The sequence below is a fragment of the Pectobacterium sp. CFBP8739 genome (genome assembly GCF_013449375.1).
GTDB lineage: Bacteria > Pseudomonadota > Gammaproteobacteria > Enterobacterales > Enterobacteriaceae > Pectobacterium.
This window is the reverse complement of record NZ_JACDRR010000009.1, coordinates 22,067-47,493: the sequence shown is the minus strand read 5'-3', so window position 1 is coordinate 47,493 and position 25,427 is coordinate 22,067. Positions and strand designations below refer to the sequence as shown.

The window sequence follows — 25,427 nt, the reverse complement described above, 5'->3', positions numbered from 1 at the left end:
TCGCCGAACGAATTGTGTTACATCAACGGCTTAAGCTGCTGATAGAGAGCTTGGAATGTACGCCTCTGCTCGGCATAGTCGGCGTGACGCTGGAGATCCGGTTGATGAATCTGTTCCAGCGGCAGCGGCGGCAGAAGGTCTGCCAGTGGCGTATGTGGATGCATGGCGATTTGTGCCAGACGTGCCGCACCCAGCGCGGGGCCAACATCGCCTCCTGTGCGGTACTCCAGCGTTTGACCGCTGATATCCGCCAGCATTTGTCGCCAGTGGGCGCTGCGTGCGCCACCGCCAATCAGCGTGATGCTATCGGGTTTTAGCCCGGTCATATGCAGTGCGTCCATTCCATCGGCAAGCGCAAACCCCACGCCTTCCAGTACCGCTTTTGCCAGTTCTGGGCGACCGTGTTGATGGGTGAGCCCCCAGAAGGCGCCTTTGGCATCAGGATTATTGTGTGGCGTACGTTCGCCGGAGAGATAAGGTAAGAACCACACCGGCGTTATTGTGTCATCGACGGGCGTCGAGGCGATTTCCTGCAACAGCGCGGGTACGCTCTCTGCGTGCGTCAGGCGGGCGACCCAGTCCAGGCAGGATGCCGCGCTTAGCATCACGGACATCAGGTGCCAGGTATTCGGCAGCGCGTGGCAGAAGCTGTGGACGGCATGCTGCGGGTTGCTGAGAAAGCCGTCGCTGACGGCAAAGTAAACGCCGGATGTGCCGAGAGACAGCATTGCCTGTCCGGCTTGATATAGCCCGACGCCAATGGCTCCCGCCGCATTGTCCCCACCGCCAGCAATAACGGGGATGGGTTCCATGCCCCAGCGGCTGGCGATATCAGGCCGCAGATAACCGGTAATCTGATTGCCTTCATACAGCGCGGGCATATGTTCGCGGCTCAGCGCGCAGGCTTCCAGCAGCGTGTCGCTCCAGTCTCGTTTTGCGACATCCAGCCAGAGTGTTCCGGCTGCATCGGACATATCGCTGGCGAACTCTCCCGTCAGACGCCAGCGCAGATAGTCTTTTGGCAGCAGGACTTTGTCGATTTGGCGAAAGATATCGCTTTCGTTTTCCTGTACCCATTTCAGTTTGGGCGCGGTAAAACCCGGCATCATCAGGTTACCGGTAATCTGGCGCGACGTGGGCACCTGTTGCTCCAGCGTGCGGCATTGGGCCGCGCTGCGTCCGTCATTCCAGAGGATCGCGGGGCGTAGCACGTTCTGGCGGGTATCCAGCAAGGTCGCCCCGTGCATTTGTCCTGTCAGCCCCAGCGCTTTCACGGCGCGAAGGTTATGCGTTGCCGCCAACGCCTGTAGCGCCCGATCGGTTGCTTGCCACCAGTCTTCAGGCGCTTGCTCCGACCAGAGCGGATGCGGGCGGGAAATGTTCAATGCGGCGCTATGGCTGGCAATCACCTTGCCTGCTTCATCTAGCAGGATGGCTTTCACACCGGACGTACCCAGATCAATACCGATATACATAGTGGCTCCTGATAAGCCTCTGCGACAGGGTTGAGTCTGTCGCAGTAGGTGTGATGTAGTGAGCGTCCCGTTTTAGCCAAAGAGGTGGCGGTTAACCAGATTTTCCAGCAATTCTTGCTGGCCACTCTGGTGCTGTGGTGCCAACTGATGGCTTTCTGCATAATGGGCAAGGGATTCCAACGAGGCCTTGCCTTGCAGGATTTGCTGACCCAGCTCTCCGTTCCAGCCTGCGTAGCGTTTAGCAACCAGCTGATTGAGTTTATCATCTTCAATCATTCTGGCTGCGGCCTTGAGCGCCAGCGCCATGGTATCCATCGCGCCGATGTGCGCGTGGAAAAGGTCATAGCGATCGGTGCTTTGGCGACGAACTTTGGCGTCAAAGTTTAGCCCACCCGTCGTGAAGCCACCCGCCTTGAGAATTTCATACATGATCAGCGCGTTCTCTTCCACGCTGTTAGGGAACTGATCAGTGTCCCAGCCGAGCTGCGGATCGCCGCGGTTTGCATCGACCGATCCGAATACGCCCAGCGCGACAGCAGTGGCGATCTCATGGTGGAATGAATGGCCTGCCAGCGTCGCGTGGTTGGCTTCTACGTTGACTTTAATCTCTTTTTCCAACCCAAACTGTTTCAGGAAGCCATAGACGGTGGCAACATCGTAGTCGTACTGGTGCTTGGTTGGTTCCTGCGGTTTCGGCTCGATGAGCAGCGTGCCCTGAAAACCGATTTTGTGTTTATGTTCGACGACCATCTGCATGAAGCGGCCAATCTGCTCACGCTCCTGACGCAGGTCGGTATTGAGCAGGGTTTCATAGCCTTCGCGCCCGCCCCACAGCACATAGTTTTCGCCACCCAGCTTTTTGGTCGCGTTCATGGCCGTGAACACCTGTGTGGCCGCCCAGGCAAAGACATCCGGGTTAGGGTTGGTGGCCGCACCTGCGCCATAGCGGGGATGGGTAAAGCAGTTGGCGGTGCCCCACAGCAGCTTCACTCCGCTATCCTGCTGCTTTTCCGCCAGCACATCGGTGATAACCGCAAAGTTGTGCAGGTACTCTTTCAGTGAGCTCCCTTCCGGTGCGACATCGACGTCATGAAAGCAGTAGTAAGGCACGCTCAGCTTTTGAAAAAATTCGAAGGCGATATCCGCTTTGCGCTTCGCCAGCTCCAGCGCGTCGCCTGACTGCTGCCACGGTCGGGCAAAGGCGCCGACGCCGAACATATCCGCGCCATTCCAGCAGAATGTATGCCAATACGCGACGGCAAAGCGCAAATGGTCCGCCATACGTTTGCCGAGAATTTCCTGGTCGGGATTGTAGTAACGGAAGGCGAAGGGATTGTCGCTTTGGCTGCCTTCATAACGGACTTTTTCGATCTGTTCAAAATAGGCTTGCATCGTTAACTCCTTAGAAACCACCCAGACGGAAGAGACGGGAATGAGATTAATTTTCGGAGTGGATGAAGGCTTCCTCAATTACGTTATTTCACACTGAAATTCAGAGAATTATTAAATGTGCGCTGCGTCGCAAAAAATAACGGTATTTACTCTGAATACGTCTCGCAAGATGTAACAACGTGGAAATGTGACTCGACAATAAAATATGACCCGTATCAAAAAATGGAAATTAAACCAAAAAACATAATTGGAGGATAAAAATCTGTAATTGATGAAGGGATACTTAGCGACAATACTCATCTGGCTATTTCTATTGGAGTCTTAGGCCCTGCATCTTAAATAAAAAAGGTACGCTATGATGAAAGTTAACCATTTTTTACTCTCAGCTTGTGCCGTATTCATTCTTGCTTGTCAGCCCGGATTCGCGAAGGACGTTAAAATAGGTATGGCGATTGATGACTTGCGTCTCGAACGTTGGCAGAAAGATCGCGATCTTTTTGTTGAGCAAGCTAAAAAGCAGGGCGCTGATGTGTTTGTTCAATCAGCAAACGGCAATGAAGCGACGCAAATGTCTCAAATAGAAAACATGATCAATCGCGGTGTCGATGTCTTGGTTATTATTCCTTATAACGGTCAAGTGCTTGGCAATGTTATTGCGGAAGCAAAACGTGAAGGAATAAAAGTGCTTGCTTATGACCGCATGATTAATAATGCGGATGTGGATTTTTATATTTCATTTGATAATGAAAAGGTTGGTGAGCTACAGGCGAAATATCTCGTCGATAAGGTGCCTAGCGGAAACTATTTCTTAATGGGCGGCTCACCTGTTGATAATAACGCAAAGCTGTTTCGTCAGGGGCAAATGAAAGTGCTTACGCCGTTGATCGAAAGCGGGAAAATAAAAGTGGCCGGCGATCAGTGGGTTGATGCCTGGCTACCAGAGAATGCGCTGAAAATTATGGAAAATGCGCTAACGGCGAACAGCAATAAGATCGATGCTGTCGTCGCATCGAACGATGCCACTGCGGGCGGTGCGATTCAGGCACTTGCCGCACAGGGACTGGCTGGGAAGGTCGCCATTTCCGGTCAGGATGCCGATCTAGCCGCAATCAAGCGTATTGTGGCCGGGACGCAAACCATGACGGTCTATAAACCGATCAGCAAGCTGGCGAAAGATGCCGCAGATATCGCCGTGGCGTTAGGTTCAGGTAAAACGCCGGAATCTAACGCTAAATTAAACAATGGATTGAAAGACATTCCTTCCTTCCTACTGACGCCGATTCCCGTCGATAAATCCAATATCGATTCCACCGTCATCGCCGATGGCTTCCACAAAAAAGCGGATGTGTATTAACGCACGCCGCAGCCACTAGATTTCAGGATGCAGGAAAGACGTTCATCGAGTCACGACACGAGGTTGTGGCTCGCCACTGTCGCAGACGAGGTCTGAGATACCTGAATCACGGAGGCCGTGATGCCACATCTGTTGGAAATGAAAAACATCACCAAGGCGTTTGGCGCGGTGAAAGCCGTCGATAACGTCAGCCTGACGCTGGAGGCGGGTCAGGTCTTGTCGCTGTGCGGCGAGAATGGCTCGGGGAAATCTACCTTGATGAAGGTGCTGTGTGCCATCTATCCGCATGGCAGCTATGACGGGCAGATAGTTTTTTCCGGTGACGAACTGCGCGCCAACCACATTCGCGATACGGAGCAAAAAGGGATTGCGATTATTCATCAGGAACTGGCGCTGGTGAAAGAGATGACGGTATTGGAAAACCTCTTTTTGGGCAACGAATGGACGCGTTTTGGCGTGATGGATTACGACAATATGTACCTCCGCTGCCAGCGCATGCTGGAGCAGGTCAAACTGGCCGTCGATCCGAATACCAAAATGGGTGAGCTTGGATTAGGCCAGCAACAACTGGTGGAAATTGCCAAGGCGCTGAACAAGCAGGTGCGTTTGTTGGTGCTGGATGAGCCCACGGCGTCATTGACCGAGCGTGAAACCGCAATCCTGTTGGAGATCATCCAGGATCTGCGCGATCACGGTATTGCCTGTATCTATATCTCGCACAAGCTCAACGAAGTTAAAGCCATTTCCGATGTAATTTGTGTGATTCGCGATGGGAAACCTATTGGCACGCGTCCTGCGGTCGAGCTGAGCGAGGACCAGATTATTGCCATGATGGTAGGGCGAGAACTGACGGAGCTTTATCCCAATGAACCGCATACCATTGGTGAAGAAGTGCTGCGCGTAGAACACCTTACTGCCTGGCATCCGGTCAATCGCCATATTCGCCGAGTGGATGATGTTTCGTTTGTTCTGCATCGGGGCGAGATTCTCGGTATTGCCGGATTGGTGGGGTCAGGGCGTACTGAAACGGTGCAATGCCTGTTTGGTGCCTATCATGGTCGTTGGCAGGGCGACATCTTTATTGACGGCGAGCCGGTGACCATCAGCAACTGCCAGCAGGCGATGGCGCGGGGCATTGCGATGGTGCCGGAGGATCGTAAGAAGGATGGCATCGTCCCGGTGATGAGTGTGGCGCAGAACATGACGTTGGCGGCACTCGACCAATTCACAGGGCCGTTTTCCATAGTGGACGATGCTCGTGAGCAGGACATCATCCGGCAGTCGCTCACGAACCTGAAAGTGAAAACCTCCAGCCCAGAGTTGGCGATTGCTCGGTTAAGCGGCGGCAACCAGCAAAAAGCGGTGCTGGCGAAATGCCTGCTGTTGAATCCCCGCATTCTGATTCTCGATGAACCCACGCGCGGCATCGACATCGGTGCTAAATACGAAATCTACAAGCTCATTAATGCGCTGGTAAAACAGCACATCGCCGTCATTGTCATCTCTTCTGAGCTGCCCGAAGTGCTGGGCTTGAGCGATCGGGTGTTGGTGATGCACCAGGGGCGGATCAAAGCGGATTTGGTCAATCGTGATTTAACCCAGGAACAGGTTATGGAAGCTGCATTGAGGAGTGAACATCGTGCTGAAAACATCGCAGTCTGAACAACAACATGTCGTGGGCTCTGTCTCGATGCTGCAACGGTTGAAAAGCATCAATCTTCAGGTCTACGTGATGATCGCCGCCATCATCGCCATCATGCTCTTTTTCACCTACATGACCGATGGGGCGTATCTCAGCGCGCGTAATCTCTCCAACCTGTTAAGGCAAACGGCGATTACCGGCATTCTGGCGGTCGGTATGGTGTTTGTCATTATCTCCGCTGAGATCGATCTGTCGGTTGGTTCGATGATGGGGCTCTTGGGCGGTGCAGCGGCGATTTTTGATGTCTGGTTTGGCTGGTCTTTACCGTTGACCATCGTTGTGACACTTGCGCTGGGATTGCTGCTTGGCGCGTGGAATGGCTGGTGGGTCGCCTACCGGAAAGTCCCTTCTTTTATCGTGACGCTGGCGGGGATGCTGGCTTTTCGCGGCATTCTGATCGGCATTACCAATGGGACGACGGTTTCTCCGACGAGTGAAGCGATGTCGCAGATTGGACAGAGCTATCTGCCTTCCGGCATCGGTTTTATGTTCGGTGCTATCGGGCTGATGGTGTTTATTGCCTGGCAGTGGCGTCGGCGCAGCAGCCGTGCGCGATTAGGGTTACCAGTAAACCCTCCCGCGGGTGATATTGGCCGACAGACGGTGACGGCACTGGTGGTGCTGGGGGCGATTTATCTGCTGAATGACTATCGCGGTGTGCCAACGCCGGTTCTGGTGCTGACGCTGTTGATGCTGGGCGGTATTTTTCTGGCGACGCGCACGGCATTTGGCCGCCGCATTTATGCCGTGGGCGGCAATATTGATGCTGCCCGCTTATCGGGCGTGAATGTTGAGCGCACCAAAATGGCGGTGTTCGCGATTAACGGCCTGATGGTCGCGGTCGCCGGATTGATTCTCAGCTCGCGGCTAGGAGCTGGCTCACCCTCCGCCGGAAACATTGCCGAACTGGATGCGATTGCCGCCTGCGTGATTGGCGGCACCAGTCTGGCGGGGGGGATCGGCAGCGTGGCGGGCGCGGTGATGGGGGCATTTATCATGGCGTCGCTGGATAACGGGATGAGCATGCTGGATGTGCCGACCTTCTGGCAATACGTCGTAAAAGGCGGAATCCTGCTATTGGCGGTGTGGATGGATACGGCAACAAAGCGGCGTGTGTGACGCGACGCGGGGGTTGTGGAGGAAATACGTGGCGGCTCGCAATAATCAGCAAATTATTTTGGCCTCTGGGGGCACTGTGCTATTCAAGGGAGCAGACTTGATTCAAGGAACTTGCGATTAATGAGTGCCGACTGCCATGTTTGAAAAACGCTATCGCATCACGCTGCTGTTCAATGCCAACAAAGTGTATGACCGTCAGGTAGTTGAAGGGGTTGGCGAATATTTACAGGCTTCTCAGTGTGACTGGGACATCTTCATCGAAGAAGACTTCCGTTGCCGTATTGATAACATTAAAGAGTGGCTGGGAGACGGCGTGATTGCCGATTTTGACGATGGTGAGATCAAGCAGCTACTACAGGATGTGAACGTGCCGTTGGTGGGGGTTGGCGGCTCCTACCATCGGCCTGAGGATTACCCGCCTGTGCATTACATCGCGACAGATAATTATGCACTGGTGGAAAGCGCGTTTATGCACCTCAAAGAAAAGGGGCTGAACCGCTTTGCTTTTTATGGCCTGCCAGCATCGGGTGGGAAAGGCTGGGCACAGGAGCGGGAATACGCTTTCTGGCAGCTCGTTGCGGCAGAAAAGTATCAGGGCGTGGTGTATCAGGGAATGGAAACGTCGCCGGATAACTGGCAATACGCGCAAAATCGGCTGGCTGACTGGGTGCAGGGGCTACCGCCGCAGACGGGGATTATCGCGGTGACGGATTCGCGCGCGCGCCATCTGTTGCAGGTCTGCGAACATCTGAATATTGCCGTACCAGAGAAGCTGTGTGTTATCGGGATCGATAACGAAGATCTGATTCGCTACCTTTCACGCGTCGCGCTCTCGTCGGTGGCGCAGGGCACGCGCCAAATGGGATATCGCGCCGCGAAGTTGCTGCATCAACTGCTGTTGAATCAGGCCGATTTATCGCTGCAACGTATTTTGGTGCCACCTGTTCGGGTGGTAGAACGTCGCTCAACGGATTATCGTTCTGTGCACGACCCTGCTGTTATTCAGGCGATGCACTTTATCCGCTATCACGCCTGCAAAGGGATTAAGGTCGAGCAGGTGCTGGATGCGGTAGGGATTTCCCGATCAAATCTGGAGAAGCGCTTCAAAGATGAAGTCGGCCAGACGATTCACGGTGTGATTCATGCGGAAAAGTTGGACCGGGCACGCAACTTGCTGATATCGACCTCGCTCTCGATTGGCGAGATCTCGTTAATGTGCGGCTACCCTTCGCTGCCTTACTTTTATGCTGTCTTTAAGAAAGGGTATGACATCACGCCGAAGGAGTACCGCGAGCGTTATGGAGAAGGTTATTAAGGCTATTCACAGAAGAAGGTTACGCAGGAAGGCGCGGCGGGACGCGCCTTATATTAGGCAGATGAGCGGTTACGCAGGCACGCGCCAGTAATCGTAATCGATGTGCTCAACCTGGAAGTTGGCGTTTTCTTTGTCGCCCGTCAGGCGGTTGGCGAGGGTAAAGGCAAAATCGAATGTCACGCCTAACCCTTTGCCGCTGATCAGATTGCCGTCTTCCACGACTTTTTCGTCAACATAAACGCCATCGGTCACATCCTGCCATAAATTGCCGGAGCAAACGTAGCGACGGCCTTTCAGCAGATTGTTACCCCCCAGTACGCGTGCAGCCGCAGAGCACAGTGGGCAAATCAGTTTTCCCGCCTCGTCATGGCGACGGATAAACTCGACAACCATTGGGTTGGCAGCCAGGTTTACCGTACCCTGTGGGCCACCGGGAATGACCACGGCATCAAACAGCGTGTCCTGGTTTCTTTCCAGCAGAGAATCGGCAAACATGCGAATATTGTGATAACTGCGCAGTTCCAGTCTGTCATAGCATGACAGCATGGTGACTTCTATCTTCATGCGGTGCAGTACATCAATCACCATGATCGCTTCCGCTTCTTCAAACCCTGGGGCCAGCAGAACGGCGACTTTCTTAGACATAGCATCTCCAGCAATATGCAAGGGAAGGTGTTAACCGCAGGAGGATAGCAAAGAAATGTCGATAAAATGAAACGATGTTTTATTAATGTCGGGTGGGTCGCGTAAACGATTTTTGCTGCTTAGCCTGAAGAGAAGATAGCGCTATACTTGCTAACTTGGTCGTGAATCGGCCACGAATTTTTTTACGCGAAAGCATGACTCTTCTCTTCCTGTCCCGCCAAAAAGATGTTTAAATTATCACTCACTTATTTTGCATAAATATTCATTTGTGAGCGTGTCTATTTTGATTATCGGCCAGCCCATCTGATGTAGGATGTGCGCAGGGCTCGAACGCTCATTAATGCATGGCGTAACATAATGGTGTGGCGGCTAAGCTGATACCCTAGGGGTACATCACCATAGATCTTTCGAGCAGGGATTACATATATGACAACGATTCTCAAGCATCTTCCGGTTGGTCAGCGTATTGGTATTGCGTTCTCGGGTGGTCTGGATACCAGCGCCGCGCTGCTTTGGATGCGTCAAAAGGGCGCGGTTCCTTATGCGTATACCGCAAATCTGGGGCAGCCAGATGAGGATGACTACGAGGAAATCCCTCGTCGGGCTATGGAATATGGCGCGGAAAATGCTCGCCTTATCGATTGCCGTAAGCAACTGGTTGCTGAAGGTATCGCTGCGATTCAGTGTGGCGCATTCCACAACACGACAGCGGGCGTGACCTATTTCAACACCACGCCGCTGGGCCGTGCCGTTACCGGTACAATGCTGGTTGCGGCGATGAAAGAAGATGGCGTGAACATCTGGGGCGACGGCAGCACCTATAAAGGCAACGACATTGAGCGTTTCTATCGCTACGGCCTGCTGACCAACGCTGAACTGAAGATTTATAAGCCGTGGCTGGATACCGATTTTATTGATGAACTGGGCGGTCGTCAGGAGATGTCCGAGTTCATGGCGCAGGCAGGGTTCGGCTATAAAATGTCGGCCGAGAAAGCCTATTCCACCGATTCCAATATTCTGGGTGCGACGCACGAAGCGAAGGATCTGGAATTCCTGAATTCCAGCGTCAAAATCGTTAACCCGATTATGGGCGTGAAATTCTGGGACGAGAACGTCAAGGTTCCGGCAGAAGAAGTAACCATCCGTTTTGAACGTGGCCATCCGGTTGCGCTGAACGGCAAGACCTTTGCCGATGATGTTGAACTGATGCTGGAAGCGAACCGTATCGGTGGACGCCACGGTCTGGGGATGAGCGATCAGATCGAAAATCGTATCATTGAAGCAAAAAGCCGTGGCATCTATGAAGCGCCGGGAATGGCACTGCTGCACATTGCCTACGAGCGTCTGGTTACCGGTATCCACAACGAAGACACCATCGAGCAATACCACGCCAATGGTCGTCAGCTAGGTCGTTTCCTGTATCAGGGACGTTGGTTCGATTCTCAGGCACTGATGCTGCGTGATGCTTCTCAGCGTTGGATCGCTAGCGCTATTACTGGCGAAGTGACGTTGGAGCTGCGTCGCGGCAATGATTACTCCATCATGAATACCGTGTCTGACAATCTGACCTATAAACCAGAGCGTCTGACCATGGAAAAAGGCGACTCGGTCTTCTCGCCAGATGATCGTATCGGCCAACTGACTATGCGCAATCTGGATATCACGGACACGCGTGAAAAACTGTTTAACTATGTTGAAACGGGCTTGCTCTCTTCCTCTGCCAGCACGGGTCTGCCGCAGGTAGGCCAATTGCAGGATAAAACAGGGAAATAACGCAGAGATTAAGTAAGATAAAAATCCGGAATCGTCTTGCGTTTCCGGATTTTTTTTATCTGTTTATCATAGAGTTATGTTTGGCCTTCTCGCGGTGTTTTTTCGTATATGAACTCTTGCTTACAGTGAAAGTTGCATCTGTACAACCATCGTGGAAAACGACAGAATACAATGACAATAAGCCTGGAGTGTTTAAAAGGCGAAAGAAGCTATTGGATGGTGTATCTTTTTTTGTGATGTCTAGCCGCAAATTTTTAATGGAGGAAAAATGTTAGAAATATTCGATGTAAGTTACGCACTATTATCGGAAAAGAAATCGGAGGAATTGTTTACGCTTAGAAAAGAAACCTTCAAGGATAGGCTTAACTGGGCGGTGAAATGTATTAATGGGATGGAGTTCGATCAATATGATGATGATAACGCAACCTATCTTTTCGGCGTAGAGGATAATCAGGTTATTTGCAGTTCCCGATTAATCGAAACAAAATATCCTAATATGATTACCGGCACGTTCTTTCCCTATTTTGAAAAGATAGACCTTCCCGAAGGGAATTATATTGAGTCGAGTCGTTTTTTTGTCGATAAGGCTCGGTCAAAAACGATTTTAGGTAATACTTACCCTGTTAGCACAATGTTCTTTTTGGCAACAGTGAATTACTCAAGAAGTAAAGGGTATGATGGCGTTTATACGATTGTCAGCCATCCTATGCTTACTATACTAAAGCGATCTGGCTGGAAAATTTCTGTTGTTGAACAAGGGGTGTCAGAAAAGCAGGAAATGGTTTATTTACTGTTTTTACCTGTCGACAAAGAAAGTCAGGATGTGTTAGTTCGTCGTATAAATAACAATCAAGAATTCGTTGAAAGTAAGCTACGAGAGTGGCCACTGTGTTTCGAGCCTATGATTGAATCGGTCGGATAAGCTGTAGTTCGATGCCAAGTCTGATTGCATGTTTGGCATTTAATACACCGAGTTTTTTTACAACATTGCCGATGTGGAATTTAACGGTGCCTGTTTTAATGCCTAATATCAGTGCGATTTCCTGATAGGTTTTTCCCATACTGGCCCAGTAGAGAATTTCATTTTCTCGTTGAGAAAAAATATCTTTATCATTTGACCTTTCATCCTCTTTGTTTCTAATCATCTCTCTGTAAAGAGAGATGGTTTCTGCATGGATATTCATCAACGTCATTTGTAACTTATCTTTATTACTCTCAATAACCTCATCAATGTTACTTACATTAGATTCGTCAATCATGATAGATAACATAACCAGATTGTTACTATGGTCATGAAGAACAAAGGTATAGCCGTTAGTGATATTATGCTCTCTGGACAAGTTGAATATCTTTGACATCTTCAACTGTGTGCTGACAAGTAAATCTTCATCCCAAGGGAAAGGTGTGATTTTATTAAGAGCAGCAATGACTACAGGATCAATGTGTTGATAGTTATTGGCTCGGTATATTTCTCTCCACTCATCGTGGTGATTTGAAATGATAAGAATTTCTGTAGGTTTTTTCTTATTTAATACCATATAAGAATATTTGATGTCGCCATAGTAGCTTAGTGCCGTATCGAATTGACTTTTTATTACCTTGCTTATAGTTTCGTTATTGGAGAATAATTGCGACATCTCATGACCTCAGTCTGAAAACTCAACATCCTGTAATAGAAAAAGTATATACCTATACCTATAGGTATATCTATAGGAACCTATACCGATAGGTATACCTATACCGATAGGTATACCTATACCTTAGTATAGCTTTTCTTTGCGGTTTAAAAACATAAAATCTTACAGTAATGTTAAGGGCGTAAAGCAAAAGAAATAAACACCGCTCAGGATAAGCGTGATGATTGGCTAACATCAGGGAATGCTAATTAAGCGAGATTTATCAGTAATATAATAAAATTTTTTTACTGTTCTATGGCCTGTATTGTTTACAGGCCGCTGGCAGTTCAGGCTAATTCATTCCATCAGTGCGACTCTTTCGCGAATAACACTCACTTTTTTATATTGTTATCCCTTTCGTAGTCCCTCACACCTCGTCGATGTTGTTGTATTCCCACAGCCGATTGAAGTGCACATCGTCCAGATTGCGGGCTGAGTCCGCGTTACCCGCAAAGAACCGTGCAGTGGTTGCCGCCGCTCCCCACGGCCGTTCTCTGTCATAGCTGGCGTCAATCGTGCTGTCGCGAATCACTAACTGACCGTTTGCCGTCTGACCCGGCAGGTATCCCGTTTGCCTTGCCCCCTGATCCCAAGCTCGGCCTAATCTGGCTTTTCTTTCTCTTCTGAAACCTTCATCACCCGTAAAGCGGCACTTCACCGCCAGAAAACCATATTGCACCCACGGCATGCTGTCAGGCGCAAAGACATGGATATCTTTCGCTCCACGGCTGGAAACCGTATGAAAGTGGACACGCTCGAATACCGCAGTTGCGCGCCCAAACACGTAATCGACATCGCCCTCAATGTAACTGTCTTTAATGTAGGCGCGGCTGTAGCGATCCGTGACGTACTCGTTGCGGAGGTTGCTGGTATTGACGAAAAAGGTATCCTGACGGCCGATGAGGCGGACCCTTTCAAGCTGTACCTTGTCGCCGTCGGTGCGCAGCGCCACAGCCTGATGTGCGCGGCCATCTACCGTATCCAGCAGGGTATTCACCACTGTCAGGTTCTTCAACTGGAAATGGTCGCTCTGCGACCACACTACGGCGGAACAAATGGTATCAATCGTCGCGTTCTGCTTCGACGCACAGAGATCGTACATATACCAGGCGGGATCGTCGGGTTGATATTCGTTGTGAGGATTCACTGTTTCCCGATAGGTTGCTGGTGAAAACATCGAATCCAGCGCGAGCTGAATCACCACGTCATCTGGTTGTTCTCCCGCCCCAAAAAGCGTGAGCGGTGGCGCATCGGCGGGAATGTAGACCGTGCCGGTATAGGTGCCCGGCAACAGTTTAATGGCAATACGCGCCCGATCCTGCGGTGCCCGTAGCGCGGCGTTTACCGCCTGTTGAACATGGGTGTGCGTTGCTCCATCCACCCCCACGAGTGGCCCGACAACCCAGGGCGTAGCCGGATCGACCTCAATCGGTGTGGGCTGCCAGATGTCAGCTTCTGTCTGATCATCATGTCCACGCAGCGTGAAATAGTGCGGGAGCGTGAAGCGTTCAGCTTCCTGCGCGGAAAGAATGGGGCGATAAACGGTGCCGGGGTGCGTCGTTCTTGTCATGATCTTATCCTCTCTTAGCGGCAAGATTCTCTGGAATATCATCGGCTTTTTGCCCGAAACGCAACCGATAGGTTGAGGGGGTGAGATGGAGCTGCTGGCGAAAATGGTGGCGCATTGAGGCTGCGGTACCGAACCCCACCGTTTCGGCGATTTTATCGATTGATAAGCGCGTGTTCTCCAGTAAATCGCGGGCAGTATTCAGCCGTTCGGTCAGTAACCAGCGTGCTGGCGTCGTACCCGTCGCAGCAGAAAAACGGCGAAGGAACGTGCGTGGGCTCATACAAGAAATGGTGGCCAGTTTCGTAACGGAATACTCTTCCGCGAGGTTGGCTCGAACATGATCGATAAGTGGCCCAAGGCGCGAGCGTTCGTAGTCTACCGGTACCGCCTTTTCAATATACTGTGCTTGCCCACCATCCCGATGCGGTGCGACCACCAAGCGGCGAGCGACTTGATTGGCCGCTTTGCTGCCGTAATCCCGACGGATGAGATGCAGCCCAAGATCGATACCCGCAGCACTCCCGGCTGACGTAAGAATCGTTCCTTCATCAATATAAAGAACGTCTGGCTCGATGTTGATATCAGGATATTGTGTTTTTAAGGTGTCACTGTAGCGCCAATGTGTGGTGGCGCGCCGCCCAGAAAGCAGGCCGGTCGCCGCGAGAACAAAGACCCCGGAACAGATAGAGAGCAGTCTGGCACCCTGCTGATGTGCTTGGCGTAATGCATCGACCAGATGGGCGGGGACAGGCACATCACTGCCTTTCCAGCCGGGAATGATAATCGTCCCTGCCTGTGTTAACAGCTCAAGGCCACCATCAGCAACCACGTGGATGCCACCCGTTGCCCGCATCGCGCCGCTGTCTAAGCCTGCGACAGCGAACTGATACCAATTTTCCCCCATTTCGGGGCGAGGCAGGCCGAAGATTTCAACAGCGATACCAAATTCGAAGGTACACAAGCCATCATAAGCGAGTACGACAACAAGCGGATTGAACATCGATTTCCTCACCTCAATAACTTGTCATGATATTGACGATATATGGCAATAATGCCATCTGCCAGCCTTTCTTTATCCGTTTTATAGTCGAGTCTCATTCCAATCAGTGAGAAAAATCGATGAGTTACGTGACTGACTATCCCTTTGCTGCTTCTGATATCGCCCAATCCCATTTTTCACGTCGTCTGTCCGTTGAAACAGACTGTGCGGATGTGGCGGGCTCGCTCTCTGACACTCAGCAGGACTTTGTGTTACTGCATGTGGTGGGATCGCCGAAGCATTTTAGCGCGCGCCATATACCGGGGGCGATTCATCTGCCGCACCGTGAAATCACACCTGAGCGTATGGCCGAGTGGCCTGATGACACGCGGTTTGTCGTCTATTGCGCGGGACCACATTGCAATGGCGCAGATCAGGCGGCCTTAAAGCTGGCGCAATTAGGTCGGCCAGTAAAAATTATGATAGGGGGAATCACGGGGTGGGAAGATGAGGGCTTTGCCTTCGCCTGATATCCCCTGTCTATGGCAGAGGGACCCATCCCTTCTGCCAACACCTCGTTACCCTAATTCCCCTGATACCACGTCCAGATCTTAATCAGCACTGCCGCTGACACACTCCAGCACACGACTGCGGCGAGCAGCGCCTGTGGCAATTTCATCCACGCGGTAAAGTAATAAAGTGAGATGAGATAAACCAGATAAGGAATAACGGACCAAATGCCAAACAGGATGGTGGCGCGTAGCGCCTCCAGTCCACGTTCGGTGCCAACGATATAATGGGCAATCAGCGCGAATGTGGGAAATAGCGGCACCAACCCAGCAATATAATAGTTTCGGCTTTTCGCTAGGACGCTGATGAGCAATACGATCAACGCGCCAATAACAGATTTAATAAACAATGACATAAGTATAACTTCTGGCTTAGTTAAGCATCGCAAATGCACAGAGAATAGCGAAAAAATATCGGGATGGAACAGTGCTACCGCACAGCTTACGATTTCAATTCGTGGTGATTTCGTTATTCTTAGCAACAGAATGAATAAATACCGCGCACGATAATCTCATTATTTATAAGGATATTGTTCGCCGGTAAAACGATAAGACTCTGGAAAGGATTGATATTGAATACTCAACATCATGCATTCACTCAGAGATGGGTTCCGCTAAAGATTATTGCTACCGGCAGCGCGCTCCCTGCGCAGCGGGTGACATCGGCTGAATTAGATGTGCGGCTCAATAAGCCTGCCGGTTATGTCGAAAGCCGTTCAGGCATTATTTATCGCCACCATGCGGACAATCATGCCAGCCAGGCGGAACTTGGTGTGGCGGCGTTAAATGACGCGCTGACGCGGGGTGTTATTCCGCCAGCGTCCATCGATCTGCTGCTATTTGCTTCCGCGATTCCGATTCAGGCGCTGCCTTATAGCGCCAGTCATGTATTAAAAGCGTCGTCCCTGCCAAAAGGGACGGCCTGTTTTGATATTAACAGCAGTTGTGTCAGCTTTATTTCCGCGCTTCAGGTGGCGGCTGGGCTGTTAAATATCGGCGCTTATCGACGCATTGCCATCGTCTCTACCGAACTGGCTTCGCGCGGTATTGATTGGGATGACGAAGAATCGTCGCTGATTTTTGGTGATGGTGCGGCGTGCGCGATTGTCGAACGCGGTGATGGGCGCAGCGGTATTGCGGCGTGTCTGCTGGAAACCTACCCGAAGGGCAATGAACTGTGTCAGATCCGCGCAGGCGGCACCTTGCGTAACCCGAGAGCGGGGATGGAACTGCATGACTTTCTGTTCCATATGCAGGGAAAACGGCTATTCAGGCAGGCTTCTGCCCTGATCGAGGGCTATCTGCAACGGTTGCTGGAGGCCAGCGATTATTCACTGGATCAGATCGCGGCGGTGGTTCCGCATCAGGCCAGCCACCTGTCGCTGGAACACATGCGGAAGCGGCTAGCGATCCCGACGGAAAAGCTGATTGATATTTATCGCTACCACGGTAATCAGGTGGCGGCGTCGATTCCGACGGCGCTGCATCATGCTATCGTGACGCAACGTCTGCCAGAAGGGGAACCCGCGATGCTGGTCGGTACGGCCGCAGGGCTAACGCTGGGCGGCATGGTACTGATTCCATGAGAGTCTTCGTCACGGGCGCGACCAGCGGGCTGGGGCGTAACGCGGTGGAATGGCTGCTTCAGGCTGGGCATCAGGTGCTGGCCTGTGGACGCGATCGCACGGTAGGCCAACAGCTTGAAGCACTCGGCGCGCAGTTCATTGGTATTGATTTGGTCGAAACCTCGGTCGAGCAGTATCGATTATTGATGACCGGCAGTGATGTCGTTTGGCACTGTGCCGCGAAATCCTCACCGTGGGGTCAATATACTGATTTTTATCAGAACAATACTGAGGTAACGGCACGGCTGGCAGAGGCCGCCGGCCAGTTGGGGATCCCGCGCTTTGTGCACATCTCCACGCCTGCGATTTATTTTGATTATCAACACCACCGGAATATTGATGAAAGCTACCGCGCGGTGCGTTTTGCCAATCACTATGCGCAGACCAAATTTCTGGCGGAAGAACGGCTTCAGGCGCTGACGTCGCGCTACCCGCAAACGACCTACGTGATTCTGCGTCCGCGCGGCCTGTTTGGCCCGCATGATCGCGTGATTCTGCCGCGAGTGCTGGAACAGATCGCGGTGGGTGGCGGCGTACTGCGGCTCCCGCGCGGGGGGAGCGCGTTGCTGGATCTCACGTTTGTCGGCAATGTGGTGGAGGCGATGGCACTTGCCAGCCAGCGCCCGGGGCTGGTTTCTGGTTCGGCGTACAACATCACCAATCATGAACCAGCCCGCCTTGCGGATATGCTTGAGCAACTGCTGGTCGGCCAATTGGGGATGCATTATCGCGTTAAGGCCGTGCCGTATCCATTGCTGCATGCGGTGGCGGGTGGCATGGAGCTGTTCTCGTGGTTTAGTCGGAAAGAGCCGCTGCTAACGCGCTACAGCGCGGGGGCGGTGAATTTTGATATGACGCTCAGCGCGGAAAAAGCGCAGCAAGAGCTGGGCTATCAGCCGCGTTTTTCCCTCCAACAGGGCATCGCGTTAACCGGTAGCTGGTTCAAAACACATTTTGCGCAGCGGAGCACGGACCGACATGGCTAAGATTTCAACGTTTGAAGTCGGGTACTGCCTGCATCCGGGTTGTATGGCGCTGCGTGGCGCAGGGTGGAAAGTATGCCGTTTTCCGGCACGCGTCTGGATGCTGGAAAGTCAGGGCAAGCGCTGGCTGTGGGACACCGGCTATGCGCAGCATTTTACCGATGCCACGCGATCCGGCCTGTTTCAACTGTACCGCAGGATGACGCCGGTGCATTTTGAGACGAAAGACGCGCTGATTCACCAGCTACACAGCCAGGGTATTCAACCTGCGGACATCGATGGCCTGATTATTTCCCATTTTCACGGCGACCATATTGCAGGGCTGCGGGATTTCCCCGATGTGCCGTTTATTTGTTCGGCGCTGGGATGGCAGCAGACGCGGAATCTGCGCGGTTTCGCGGCCCTGAAACGGGCGTTTGTGCCCGCGCTGATCCCTGAACATTTCGAGCAGGCGCTTCAGTTTGTCGAAAACTTCCCGCTTACCGATCTGCCTGCCGAGCTGGCGCCGTTTACACAAGGCTATGCGCTGCCGGGTAGCGATAAAGCGATCGTGCTGGTGTCGCTGCCCGGTCATGCCGCCGGACACCTCGGCGCATTTGTGCTGACGGAAAACGGCTGGGTGTTGCTGGCAAGCGATGCCGCTTGGTCGCCGCACAGCTATCGCGAAGGTCGCGGGCCGTCGCGGTTGGCGAATCTGGTGATGGACGATCCACAAGCCTATTACCACACGCTGGACCAGCTGCACCAGTTGCACCTGAACGGGCAGGTCGAGATTCGGCTGTGTCATGAGGGTGATCTATGATTCCGCTGATGACGATCTGGCACTATTTCCGTGCCAGACGCCTCACCTTTGCTACCCGTCAGGCGCTTGAGCGCCATCAACAGCGCCAGCTTGCTCGCTTTGCTCGACGGGTGCTGGCGCGCAGTCCCTATTTTCGGCCTTACTGCTCGCTCCCCATGACATCCTGGCCGATGATGGATAAAGCCGTGATGATGGCCGAATTCGATCGGATGAACACCGCGGAGCTTAAGAAGGATGACCTGCTTGCCTGCGCGCGCCGCAGCGAAGCGGATCGTGATTTCACGCCGAATGTGAATGGGTTCAGCGTCGGGCTGTCGTCCGGTACGTCTGGCCAGCGTGGTCTGTTTGTCGTCAGCCCGCGTGAACAGCAGGTGTGGGCGGGGGGCATGTTGGCGAAAATGCTGCCGAACGGCTTACGTGCCGGTGAGCGGGTAGCGCTGTTCCTGCGGGCGGATAACAACCTATATCACAGCGTGGATAACCGCTGGCTCAGCCTGTCGTTTTACGATCTGTTTGCGCCATTTTCCGAGCATGTTACGCGGCTGGAAGCGTGGTCGCCGTCAATTATCGTCGCACCCGCACAGGTGCTGCGCGAACTGGCGCTGGCGGTACAGCGCGGTGAGCTGCGCCTGTCGGTCAAAAAGGTGATTTCCGTGGCCGAGGTGCTGGAACCGCAGGATAAACAATTGCTCCAGCAGGTTTTCGGGCAGATCGGGGAAGTGTATCAGGCGACGGAAGGCTTTCTGGCCTCGACCTGCGAGCACGGTACGCTGCATCTCAACGAAGAGTTTATTCACATCGAACCGCAGTGGCTGGATGAGGAGCGCTTTACGCCCATCATTACCGATTTCACCCGCAGCACCCAGCCGATTGTGCGTTATCGGCTGGACGATGTGTTGGTGAAGCAACAAACGCCCTGTGCGTGTGGTCGAGTGACGATGGCGATTGCCCGCATCGAAGGGCGCAGCGATGACAGCCTGCGACTGCCGAACAGCAACGGTGAGCCTCAGACCGTGTTTGCCGATCTCTGTAGCCGGATTATCGCCAATGCGCTGCCGCTGCATGCCGACTATCGGCTGGTGCAGCAGGGCGACGCGACGCTGCATTTATCCGCCGCGTGCAGCCTGCCGGAGCTGGAGGCCTGTCGGGATAGTCTCTCGCAGCAGTTTGCGTTGCAAGGCATTGACGCATCGCGGCTACGGTGGCAGTTAAGCGCCGGTGAGATTGCGCCAGAGTTTACGCAGAAGCGCAGACGGATTAGCCGCGTGAAGGAGAGTACATGAGGCTATTTCCGCAAAAAACGATGCTGTTGCGGCTGAAAGCGCTGCTCTTCGGCTGGGGAACGGTCGGCGTGGTGTATCAATTGAGCGCACAGTTTCAGGGGCAGGGAACGGTGCTGCCGACGTCGTTCGTTGATGAATGGATTCCTTTTAGTGCCTCGGCTATCTGGCTATATCTCTCCTTTTTCATCATCGTGCCGCTGTCCTATTTATCCTGCCCGATCGCACGTTTGGCGGGGTTACGCCGAGCAACGCAGCTCACCGTCTTGATTGCAGGCGCGGTGTACCTGATTTTCCCGACCACGATGGTGTATCCGCAGGTTGTCGGGGACGATCTCTCAACGCGTGTGCTACAGCTTTTGCTGCTTATCGACTCGCCACAGAATTGCCTGCCGTCGCTGCATATTGCGCTAACGGTGCTGGCGGTGTGGGCGATGAGCGATAGCCAGCAGAAGGTGAAAACCGGCTTGTACCTGCTGTGGGGGGCGGCGATTGCCCTTTCTATCCTGCAATTGCGCCGACATTTGTTCATCGATCTGGTGACGGGTGGGATGCTGGCAGGGATCGCTGGGTGGATGTTTCTGCGTAGCCGAGAAGCGGTGAAGGCCATTTCCACAGCGGATCCGCTGCCTAACGATAAGCGCCAGCAGGAATGACATTATGATCGATTTGGCCTTACCCATTGTCTTCATGCTGGTGGTGGTGATTGGCGAAGCGCTGGTTCTACAGTGGATGCAGCGCGAGAAAGTGAACTGGCATGACGTGGTGTTCAACCTGAACTCAGGGCATATCATGCTGTGGCTGTTTCGCAGCGTGGAAATTTTTTGCTATGGCTATGTCGCGGCGCATTTCAGTTTGGGCTGGGTGGACACCTGGCCGCCGGTGCTGATGTGGCTGTTCGCGCTACTCGCCTGGGATTTCGGCTTTTATTGGCTACATCGCCTACACCATACCTTTGGCGTGCTGTGGGCGGTGCATGTGGTGCACCATCAGGGCGAACATTTCAATTTGTCGCTGGGCGTGCGTAACTCCTGGTATTCCTCGCTGACCTCTATTCCGTTCTTCCTGATTCTGGCGCTGCTTGGTGTGCCGCTGTACGTGTTTATCACCGTCTCCATCCTGCATTACAGCGTCCAGCTCTTTAACCATAACGCCATGACACCCAAACTGGGCTGGCTGGAAAAGGTGCTGGTGACGCCAGCACACCATCGCGTCCACCACGTGAACGATCGTGCATACGCTGATAAGAACTTCGGCGGCACCTTCATTTTTTGGGACAAACTGTTCGGCAGCTTTTGCCCGCAACTGCCTGACACGCCTTTCCGCTACGGTGCAGGCAGAGAAACGCCATCGAACAATCCTTTTTGGGCCAGTAATCTGCCTTTTATGCAATATCTGAAACTGTCGGTGCGCCGTACACGTCAGGCTGCGTTTCACTGTACGCCAGTGGCGTTGCTTACCGGAGCGATGCTGCTGTTTGCGCTGGTGGTGGGTTATGTCTACCTGTATGGCTACGGCTATGATTCCGAGATCCTGTCGCAGGCGGTGCTCTTCCTATTGCTGGTGGCAGGTGCGGTTGCGCTGGGTGGGATTTCCGAAGGAAGACGCTGGGGGATTTATGTTTGGCTAGCGGTGGTGCTGCTGTTCCCTGCGGTGTTTCTTGTCTATCTGGGCTGGGAAGCACTTTACTGGAAGATTGCGATGCTGATGCTGGCGCTGCACGGGCTGGCGATGGCAGCCGGCTGGGGTCGACGTACCGTATCCATACCTCCGACCCCTGAGGATATGTGATGCCCGCACCGCTGAAGCCGCTCCGCTATGAACAAAGCCGCGATCTGGCGTTGCATCGGGCGTTGATGAAGGCGGCGAATGACTATCTGGCGGAAACGGGCGACCACCGCTTTGCCAACGCCGGATTTATCGGCAAGATGCTGTTTCTGGTGGCGCTGTGTCTGACGTTTTATGGCTTCAGCCTCCGGCAGACGACGCTATGGGCTTTTGCGGGCTGCTATTTTGGCTTTATTTTTACCGCCATGTTTTTGGCGGTGAATGTGGTGCATGATGCCTCGCATAACGTCTTTTTCCGGCAACCGTGGGCGAATCGCCTGCTCAATATTGTGGTGAGTATTCCGCTTGGTATGGATTCCGACTGCTGGCGAGTGAGGCATGTGATTTTCCATCATGCACACGTGAATGTGCAGCACTACGATTTGGACATCGAAGAGAACGGCGTCTTGCGGCAATCGCCCTACCATCGGTTTCGCTTTTTTATGCGCGCCCAGCGCTATTACTGGCCGCTGGTGGCATCGCTGACCTTCCCCTGCATCATCTGGTTTTTTGACTGGATCGATCGCGCGGGGAAAACGCAGGTGACGCGCAATATGACGCTTCAGGGCGTGAAGGGCTGGGGTGTTTTCCTGCTTTCAAAAGCGCTGCATACCTTGCTGGCGCTGGCAATTCCTTACTGGCTGTTGTCGCCGACCATCATTAGCGTCGGCTCGCTGCTGCTGGTGTATCTGCTGAGCCAGATGCTGTCGTCGCTGATTTTTGTCGTCCTGATCCTCGGGTCGCATTGGGCAAAAGGCACGTTCTATAAGGCACCGGAAGATGGGTTATTCCGGCATGGTCGCTATCAGCACACCTTTTCTACCACGGTGGATTGGTCTACCCGTCCCGCTTGGCTGGGCTATTGGTTAGGGCAGCTCAATATGCACCTGACCCACCATATTTTCCCCAACTGGAATCATCGGCATTATCCCGCGCTATCGAAAATTATTGCGGACGTCGCCCCACGTTACGGCATTGATTATCAATGCATGACGTTGAAGGCGATTTGGGCTGAGCAGCAGCATTTTCTTAAAAAGATGGGGCAAGGCTAAAAACATCACGTTATTTTATCAATACATTCGGTTTTATTTGTATTCAAGGAGCGATACCTCATGCGTTATTTATCTCTGGCCGTTTCATCCCTGCTGGTCTTTTTTACCTCGTCCACCTGGGCGATGGATTGCAGCAAAGCCAGCACAGACAGCGAGAAAATGATTTGTGCCAGTAGCCGTCTACAGCAGCTTGATGCGGTATTAAACAAGGCCTATCAGGGTTACGTGAAACAAACGGACAACGCGCAGGCGCGTCAGGAGCAGCGCGCGTGGCTGGCCGAGCGTGATCGCTGTCAGAATGACGTTTGTCTGGGAAATGAGATGGTGTCCCGTATCCAGGCGCTTTCCGGCAGTGAAAATGTCTCCCTGATTACGAAAGCATCAAAACAGTGGGACTTTGTGCTCAGCGTGGCGACGTGTGACCTGGATGAATCTTACCCTACCTGCGAAGGCCCCGGCACGCTGGATATCTTTAAGAAAGGACGCGGTGAGCTGTTCCAGCGTATCACGATGGAAAATATGTTCGTCGAGCTGAACAAGAAGGGCGAAGTGACGGCGAATCTGGTTGAGGTCTACGGTGATAACAACAGTGGATTGGTGATTGATGACGCTAACTTCGATCACCATGCTGATGTCATTGTGCGTAATGGCAACAATGGCGCTTACGGCGGGCCGTCTTACGATGTGTTCCTGTTTGATGTGGAAAAACAGCAATTCACGTTGAACTCCGCGCTGACTGATTTGGCCAGCAACTATCTGGGTTTGTTCGATATTGATGAGAAAAGTAAGACCATTACGACGTTTACCAAAAGTGGTTGCTGCTGGCATAACTGGTCTACTTATCAGCTCGCTAATAATCAGCCTGTCCTGATTGCCGAAACCACGGAAGCCTACTCCGAAGAAAAACGGGCGATGATCGCCACCACACGTGAGTTGGTGGAGGGAAAATGGAAAGTGAAGGAAAAAATCTTAAAAATCGACGACCAGTAATGACGCCACGAATTATAACTCATGTTATTATTTTTTGACTCGCAGTTATGGGCATTGGAGCCTGAGGCGAGCACATTTCTTTATTACTAACAGGAGAGTTTTGGTGAAGAAGGTAGTCAGTATTTTAGCCACGGTGGTCGTAATTGGCGGTGCGTTTCTTTATAAAACTGGGGCATTAAACGCATTAATGGACAGCAACGGGGGTAAAGCGGAAGAGAATGTTGAGACCTTGCTGTCGAAAGAAAGTGAAGCAATGGTAGCGAAACTGGCCCCGTTTGTGACGTGTATTAATGGTGTCGATGGCGCCTGGCGAGGTGCTTATGCGCGTTATCAGACTGCGTATGAAAACCAAGTCACGAAAGGGAACGCTTTCTGGAATTTGCAGACTCGTTTCACCTTAGCCCAGCATGGTGATCAGTATGCCATTGCCAAGAGTTGTATTGAGGGATTGAACGCGGGTGTGAAGAATGGGCAAAGCGACCCAGAACTTGACGCGCTCGGTACCGAATATGCGCAAACGCTGCAACAATTGATTCCTCTGGTTCAGAGCGTCGATACCTACTATTCCCAAGGCGATTACAAAGATGATGGAATGGCTAAGGGCAAGGCTCTTCAGGCTCAAATTGCGCCGCTGTTCAAGACGTTTTTTGCAAAATCTGACCGCATCCATAGTCTTGTCGCCTCGCGTAATCTGGCGATAGAGAAACAAGCCCTGACTGCGATGGAACAGCGTAATGGGAAAGATATCTGGTGGCATACCGAAAATGTCATGTTGGAAGCCCGTGGTGTTATCGATGCTATCGATGCACTGAATACGCAAGATCGTTTGACGGTGGAGAATTTGCAGCCACTTGAAACGGCATACCAACAGGCGTTAGAAACAGCCAAAGCCTATGGTGAAGCGAATCGGGCGAAGTCTGAAGGTAAAACAGCAGCGGATCCCTTCTGGTTTTATCTGGAACCCAACGCTTCTGCGTTGCTGGCGAATGTGAAAGCATTACGTCGCGATTTGGGTAAAGGGAAGAACGCCGATCTCGAAAGAAATTATAATAACATGATCAATAGTTTCAACAGATTGGTTGATGAGTATAACAACCGAAATCAAGCCAGAAATCGCTACATTGCTAGTATGAATAAAGGGTAAGTCGTGTGCGGCAGGCGTCTTTCTCCTGCCGCTCTCGGTATTTTATCTTTCATTAATCCCGCTCTCTGAACTGACTTACCCACGCCTCATCTGCGCCCTGCCAAGAGCGTTGGCAAACGTGGTGCCCTCATTCCCTATTCTTTGCAAAAGTGTTA

The 25,427-nt window shown here is 52.5% G+C and carries 23 protein-coding genes; 16 read left to right on the top strand and 7 right to left on the bottom strand.

Annotation, left to right across the window (positions count from 1 at the left end):
- Nucleotides 1-17: 17 nt before the first annotated feature.
- Together xylB and xylA are read right to left on the bottom strand one after the other, a co-directional pair.
- Nucleotides 18-1,475 carry a xylulokinase gene (gene xylB / locus H0247_RS08110; protein WP_180742098.1) on the bottom strand — a complete coding sequence of 486 codons (1,458 nt, stop codon included), beginning with the start codon at nt 1,473-1,475 and terminating at the stop codon, nt 18-20.
- A 72-nt stretch (nt 1,476-1,547) separates the two neighbouring features.
- On the bottom strand, nt 1,548-2,867 hold the full coding sequence (gene xylA / locus H0247_RS08105; protein WP_180742097.1) for a xylose isomerase: 1,320 nt from the start codon (nt 2,865-2,867) through the stop codon (nt 1,548-1,550).
- 358 nt (nt 2,868-3,225) lie between these two features.
- Here xylA and xylF point away from each other — a divergent pair, with 358 nt between their 5' ends.
- From xylF to xylR, 4 genes are all read left to right on the top strand, one after another.
- Nucleotides 3,226-4,221, top strand: a complete 996-nt coding sequence (gene xylF, locus H0247_RS08100; protein ID WP_180742154.1) for a D-xylose ABC transporter substrate-binding protein — start codon at nt 3,226-3,228, stop codon at nt 4,219-4,221.
- 120 nt (nt 4,222-4,341) lie between these two features.
- A complete protein-coding gene (locus tag H0247_RS08095; protein ID WP_180742096.1) occupies nt 4,342-5,883 on the top strand; it encodes a xylose ABC transporter ATP-binding protein in 1,542 nt (513 codons plus the stop codon).
- A gap of 28 nt (nt 5,884-5,911) precedes the next feature.
- Nucleotides 5,912-7,042, top strand: coding sequence for a xylose ABC transporter permease XylH (gene xylH / locus H0247_RS08090; protein WP_219606681.1), 1,131 nt, complete (start codon nt 5,912-5,914; stop codon nt 7,040-7,042).
- 136 nt (nt 7,043-7,178) lie between these two features.
- Entirely contained in the window at nt 7,179-8,357 is a 1,179-nt protein-coding gene (gene xylR / locus H0247_RS08085; protein WP_180742094.1) for a D-xylose utilization transcriptional activator XylR, read from the top strand.
- 69 nt (nt 8,358-8,426) lie between these two features.
- Here xylR and H0247_RS08080 read toward each other — a convergent pair whose 3' ends face one another.
- On the bottom strand, nt 8,427-9,002 hold the full coding sequence (locus H0247_RS08080) for a DJ-1/PfpI family protein (RefSeq protein ID WP_180742093.1): 576 nt from the start codon (nt 9,000-9,002) through the stop codon (nt 8,427-8,429).
- A 426-nt stretch (nt 9,003-9,428) separates the two neighbouring features.
- Between H0247_RS08080 and argG the strand changes: the two genes are divergently transcribed.
- Together argG and H0247_RS08070 are read left to right on the top strand one after the other, a co-directional pair.
- Complete coding sequence (argG, locus tag H0247_RS08075; RefSeq protein WP_180742092.1) at nt 9,429-10,775, top strand: argininosuccinate synthase; 1,347 nt, start codon at nt 9,429-9,431, stop codon at nt 10,773-10,775.
- 268 nt (nt 10,776-11,043) lie between these two features.
- Complete coding sequence (locus tag H0247_RS08070) at nt 11,044-11,697, top strand: acyl-homoserine-lactone synthase (protein WP_180742091.1); 654 nt, start codon at nt 11,044-11,046, stop codon at nt 11,695-11,697.
- On the opposite strand, the gene H0247_RS08065 is transcribed toward H0247_RS08070, so the two are convergent.
- From H0247_RS08065 to ftrA, 3 genes are all read right to left on the bottom strand, one after another.
- Nucleotides 11,675-12,412 carry a LuxR family transcriptional regulator gene (locus tag H0247_RS08065; protein ID WP_180742090.1) on the bottom strand — a complete coding sequence of 246 codons (738 nt, stop codon included), beginning with the start codon at nt 12,410-12,412 and terminating at the stop codon, nt 11,675-11,677. The genes H0247_RS08070 and H0247_RS08065 overlap by 23 nt on opposite strands.
- 406 nt (nt 12,413-12,818) lie before the next feature.
- Nucleotides 12,819-14,021 carry a pectinesterase PemB gene (gene pemB, locus H0247_RS08060; RefSeq protein WP_180742089.1) on the bottom strand — a complete coding sequence of 401 codons (1,203 nt, stop codon included), beginning with the start codon at nt 14,019-14,021 and terminating at the stop codon, nt 12,819-12,821.
- Between the two features lie 4 nt (nt 14,022-14,025).
- Entirely contained in the window at nt 14,026-15,021 is a 996-nt protein-coding gene (ftrA, locus tag H0247_RS08055) for a transcriptional regulator FtrA (protein WP_180742088.1), read from the bottom strand.
- Between the two features lie 119 nt (nt 15,022-15,140).
- Here ftrA and H0247_RS08050 point away from each other — a divergent pair, with 119 nt between their 5' ends.
- Nucleotides 15,141-15,530, top strand: coding sequence for a rhodanese-like domain-containing protein (locus H0247_RS08050; protein WP_180742087.1), 390 nt, complete (start codon nt 15,141-15,143; stop codon nt 15,528-15,530).
- A 53-nt stretch (nt 15,531-15,583) separates the two neighbouring features.
- Here H0247_RS08050 and H0247_RS08045 read toward each other — a convergent pair whose 3' ends face one another.
- On the bottom strand, nt 15,584-15,925 hold the full coding sequence (locus H0247_RS08045; RefSeq protein ID WP_180742086.1) for a GlpM family protein: 342 nt from the start codon (nt 15,923-15,925) through the stop codon (nt 15,584-15,586).
- Nucleotides 15,926-16,141: 216 nt separating this feature from the next.
- Here H0247_RS08045 and H0247_RS08040 point away from each other — a divergent pair, with 216 nt between their 5' ends.
- From H0247_RS08040 to H0247_RS08000, 9 genes are all read left to right on the top strand, one after another.
- Complete coding sequence (locus H0247_RS08040; protein WP_180742085.1) at nt 16,142-17,155, top strand: 3-oxoacyl-[acyl-carrier-protein] synthase III C-terminal domain-containing protein; 1,014 nt, start codon at nt 16,142-16,144, stop codon at nt 17,153-17,155.
- Entirely contained in the window at nt 17,152-18,180 is a 1,029-nt protein-coding gene (locus tag H0247_RS08035; protein WP_180742084.1) for an NAD(P)-dependent oxidoreductase, read from the top strand. The genes H0247_RS08040 and H0247_RS08035 overlap by 4 nt, the downstream gene beginning before the upstream one ends.
- Nucleotides 18,173-18,979 (top strand): MBL fold metallo-hydrolase, encoded by an 807-nt coding sequence (locus tag H0247_RS08030; RefSeq protein ID WP_180742083.1) that lies wholly within the window; start codon nt 18,173-18,175, stop codon nt 18,977-18,979. Before H0247_RS08035 ends, H0247_RS08030 begins: the two co-directional genes overlap by 8 nt.
- Nucleotides 18,976-20,262, top strand: coding sequence for a F390 synthetase-related protein (locus H0247_RS08025; RefSeq protein ID WP_180742082.1), 1,287 nt, complete (start codon nt 18,976-18,978; stop codon nt 20,260-20,262). Before H0247_RS08030 ends, H0247_RS08025 begins: the two co-directional genes overlap by 4 nt.
- Complete coding sequence (locus H0247_RS08020) at nt 20,259-20,915, top strand: phosphatase PAP2 family protein (protein WP_180742081.1); 657 nt, start codon at nt 20,259-20,261, stop codon at nt 20,913-20,915. Before H0247_RS08025 ends, H0247_RS08020 begins: the two co-directional genes overlap by 4 nt.
- A 4-nt stretch (nt 20,916-20,919) precedes the next feature.
- On the top strand, nt 20,920-22,050 hold the full coding sequence (locus H0247_RS08015) for a sterol desaturase family protein (RefSeq protein ID WP_180742080.1): 1,131 nt from the start codon (nt 20,920-20,922) through the stop codon (nt 22,048-22,050).
- Nucleotides 22,050-23,138 (top strand): acyl-CoA desaturase, encoded by a 1,089-nt coding sequence (locus tag H0247_RS08010; protein ID WP_180742079.1) that lies wholly within the window; start codon nt 22,050-22,052, stop codon nt 23,136-23,138. The genes H0247_RS08015 and H0247_RS08010 overlap by 1 nt, the downstream gene beginning before the upstream one ends.
- Nucleotides 23,139-23,198: 60 nt before the next feature.
- A complete protein-coding gene (locus H0247_RS08005) occupies nt 23,199-24,128 on the top strand; it encodes a lysozyme inhibitor LprI family protein (RefSeq protein WP_180742078.1) in 930 nt (309 codons plus the stop codon).
- Between the two features lie 103 nt (nt 24,129-24,231).
- Complete coding sequence (locus H0247_RS08000) at nt 24,232-25,272, top strand: DUF3829 domain-containing protein (protein WP_180742077.1); 1,041 nt, start codon at nt 24,232-24,234, stop codon at nt 25,270-25,272.
- Nucleotides 25,273-25,427 lie beyond the last annotated feature (155 nt).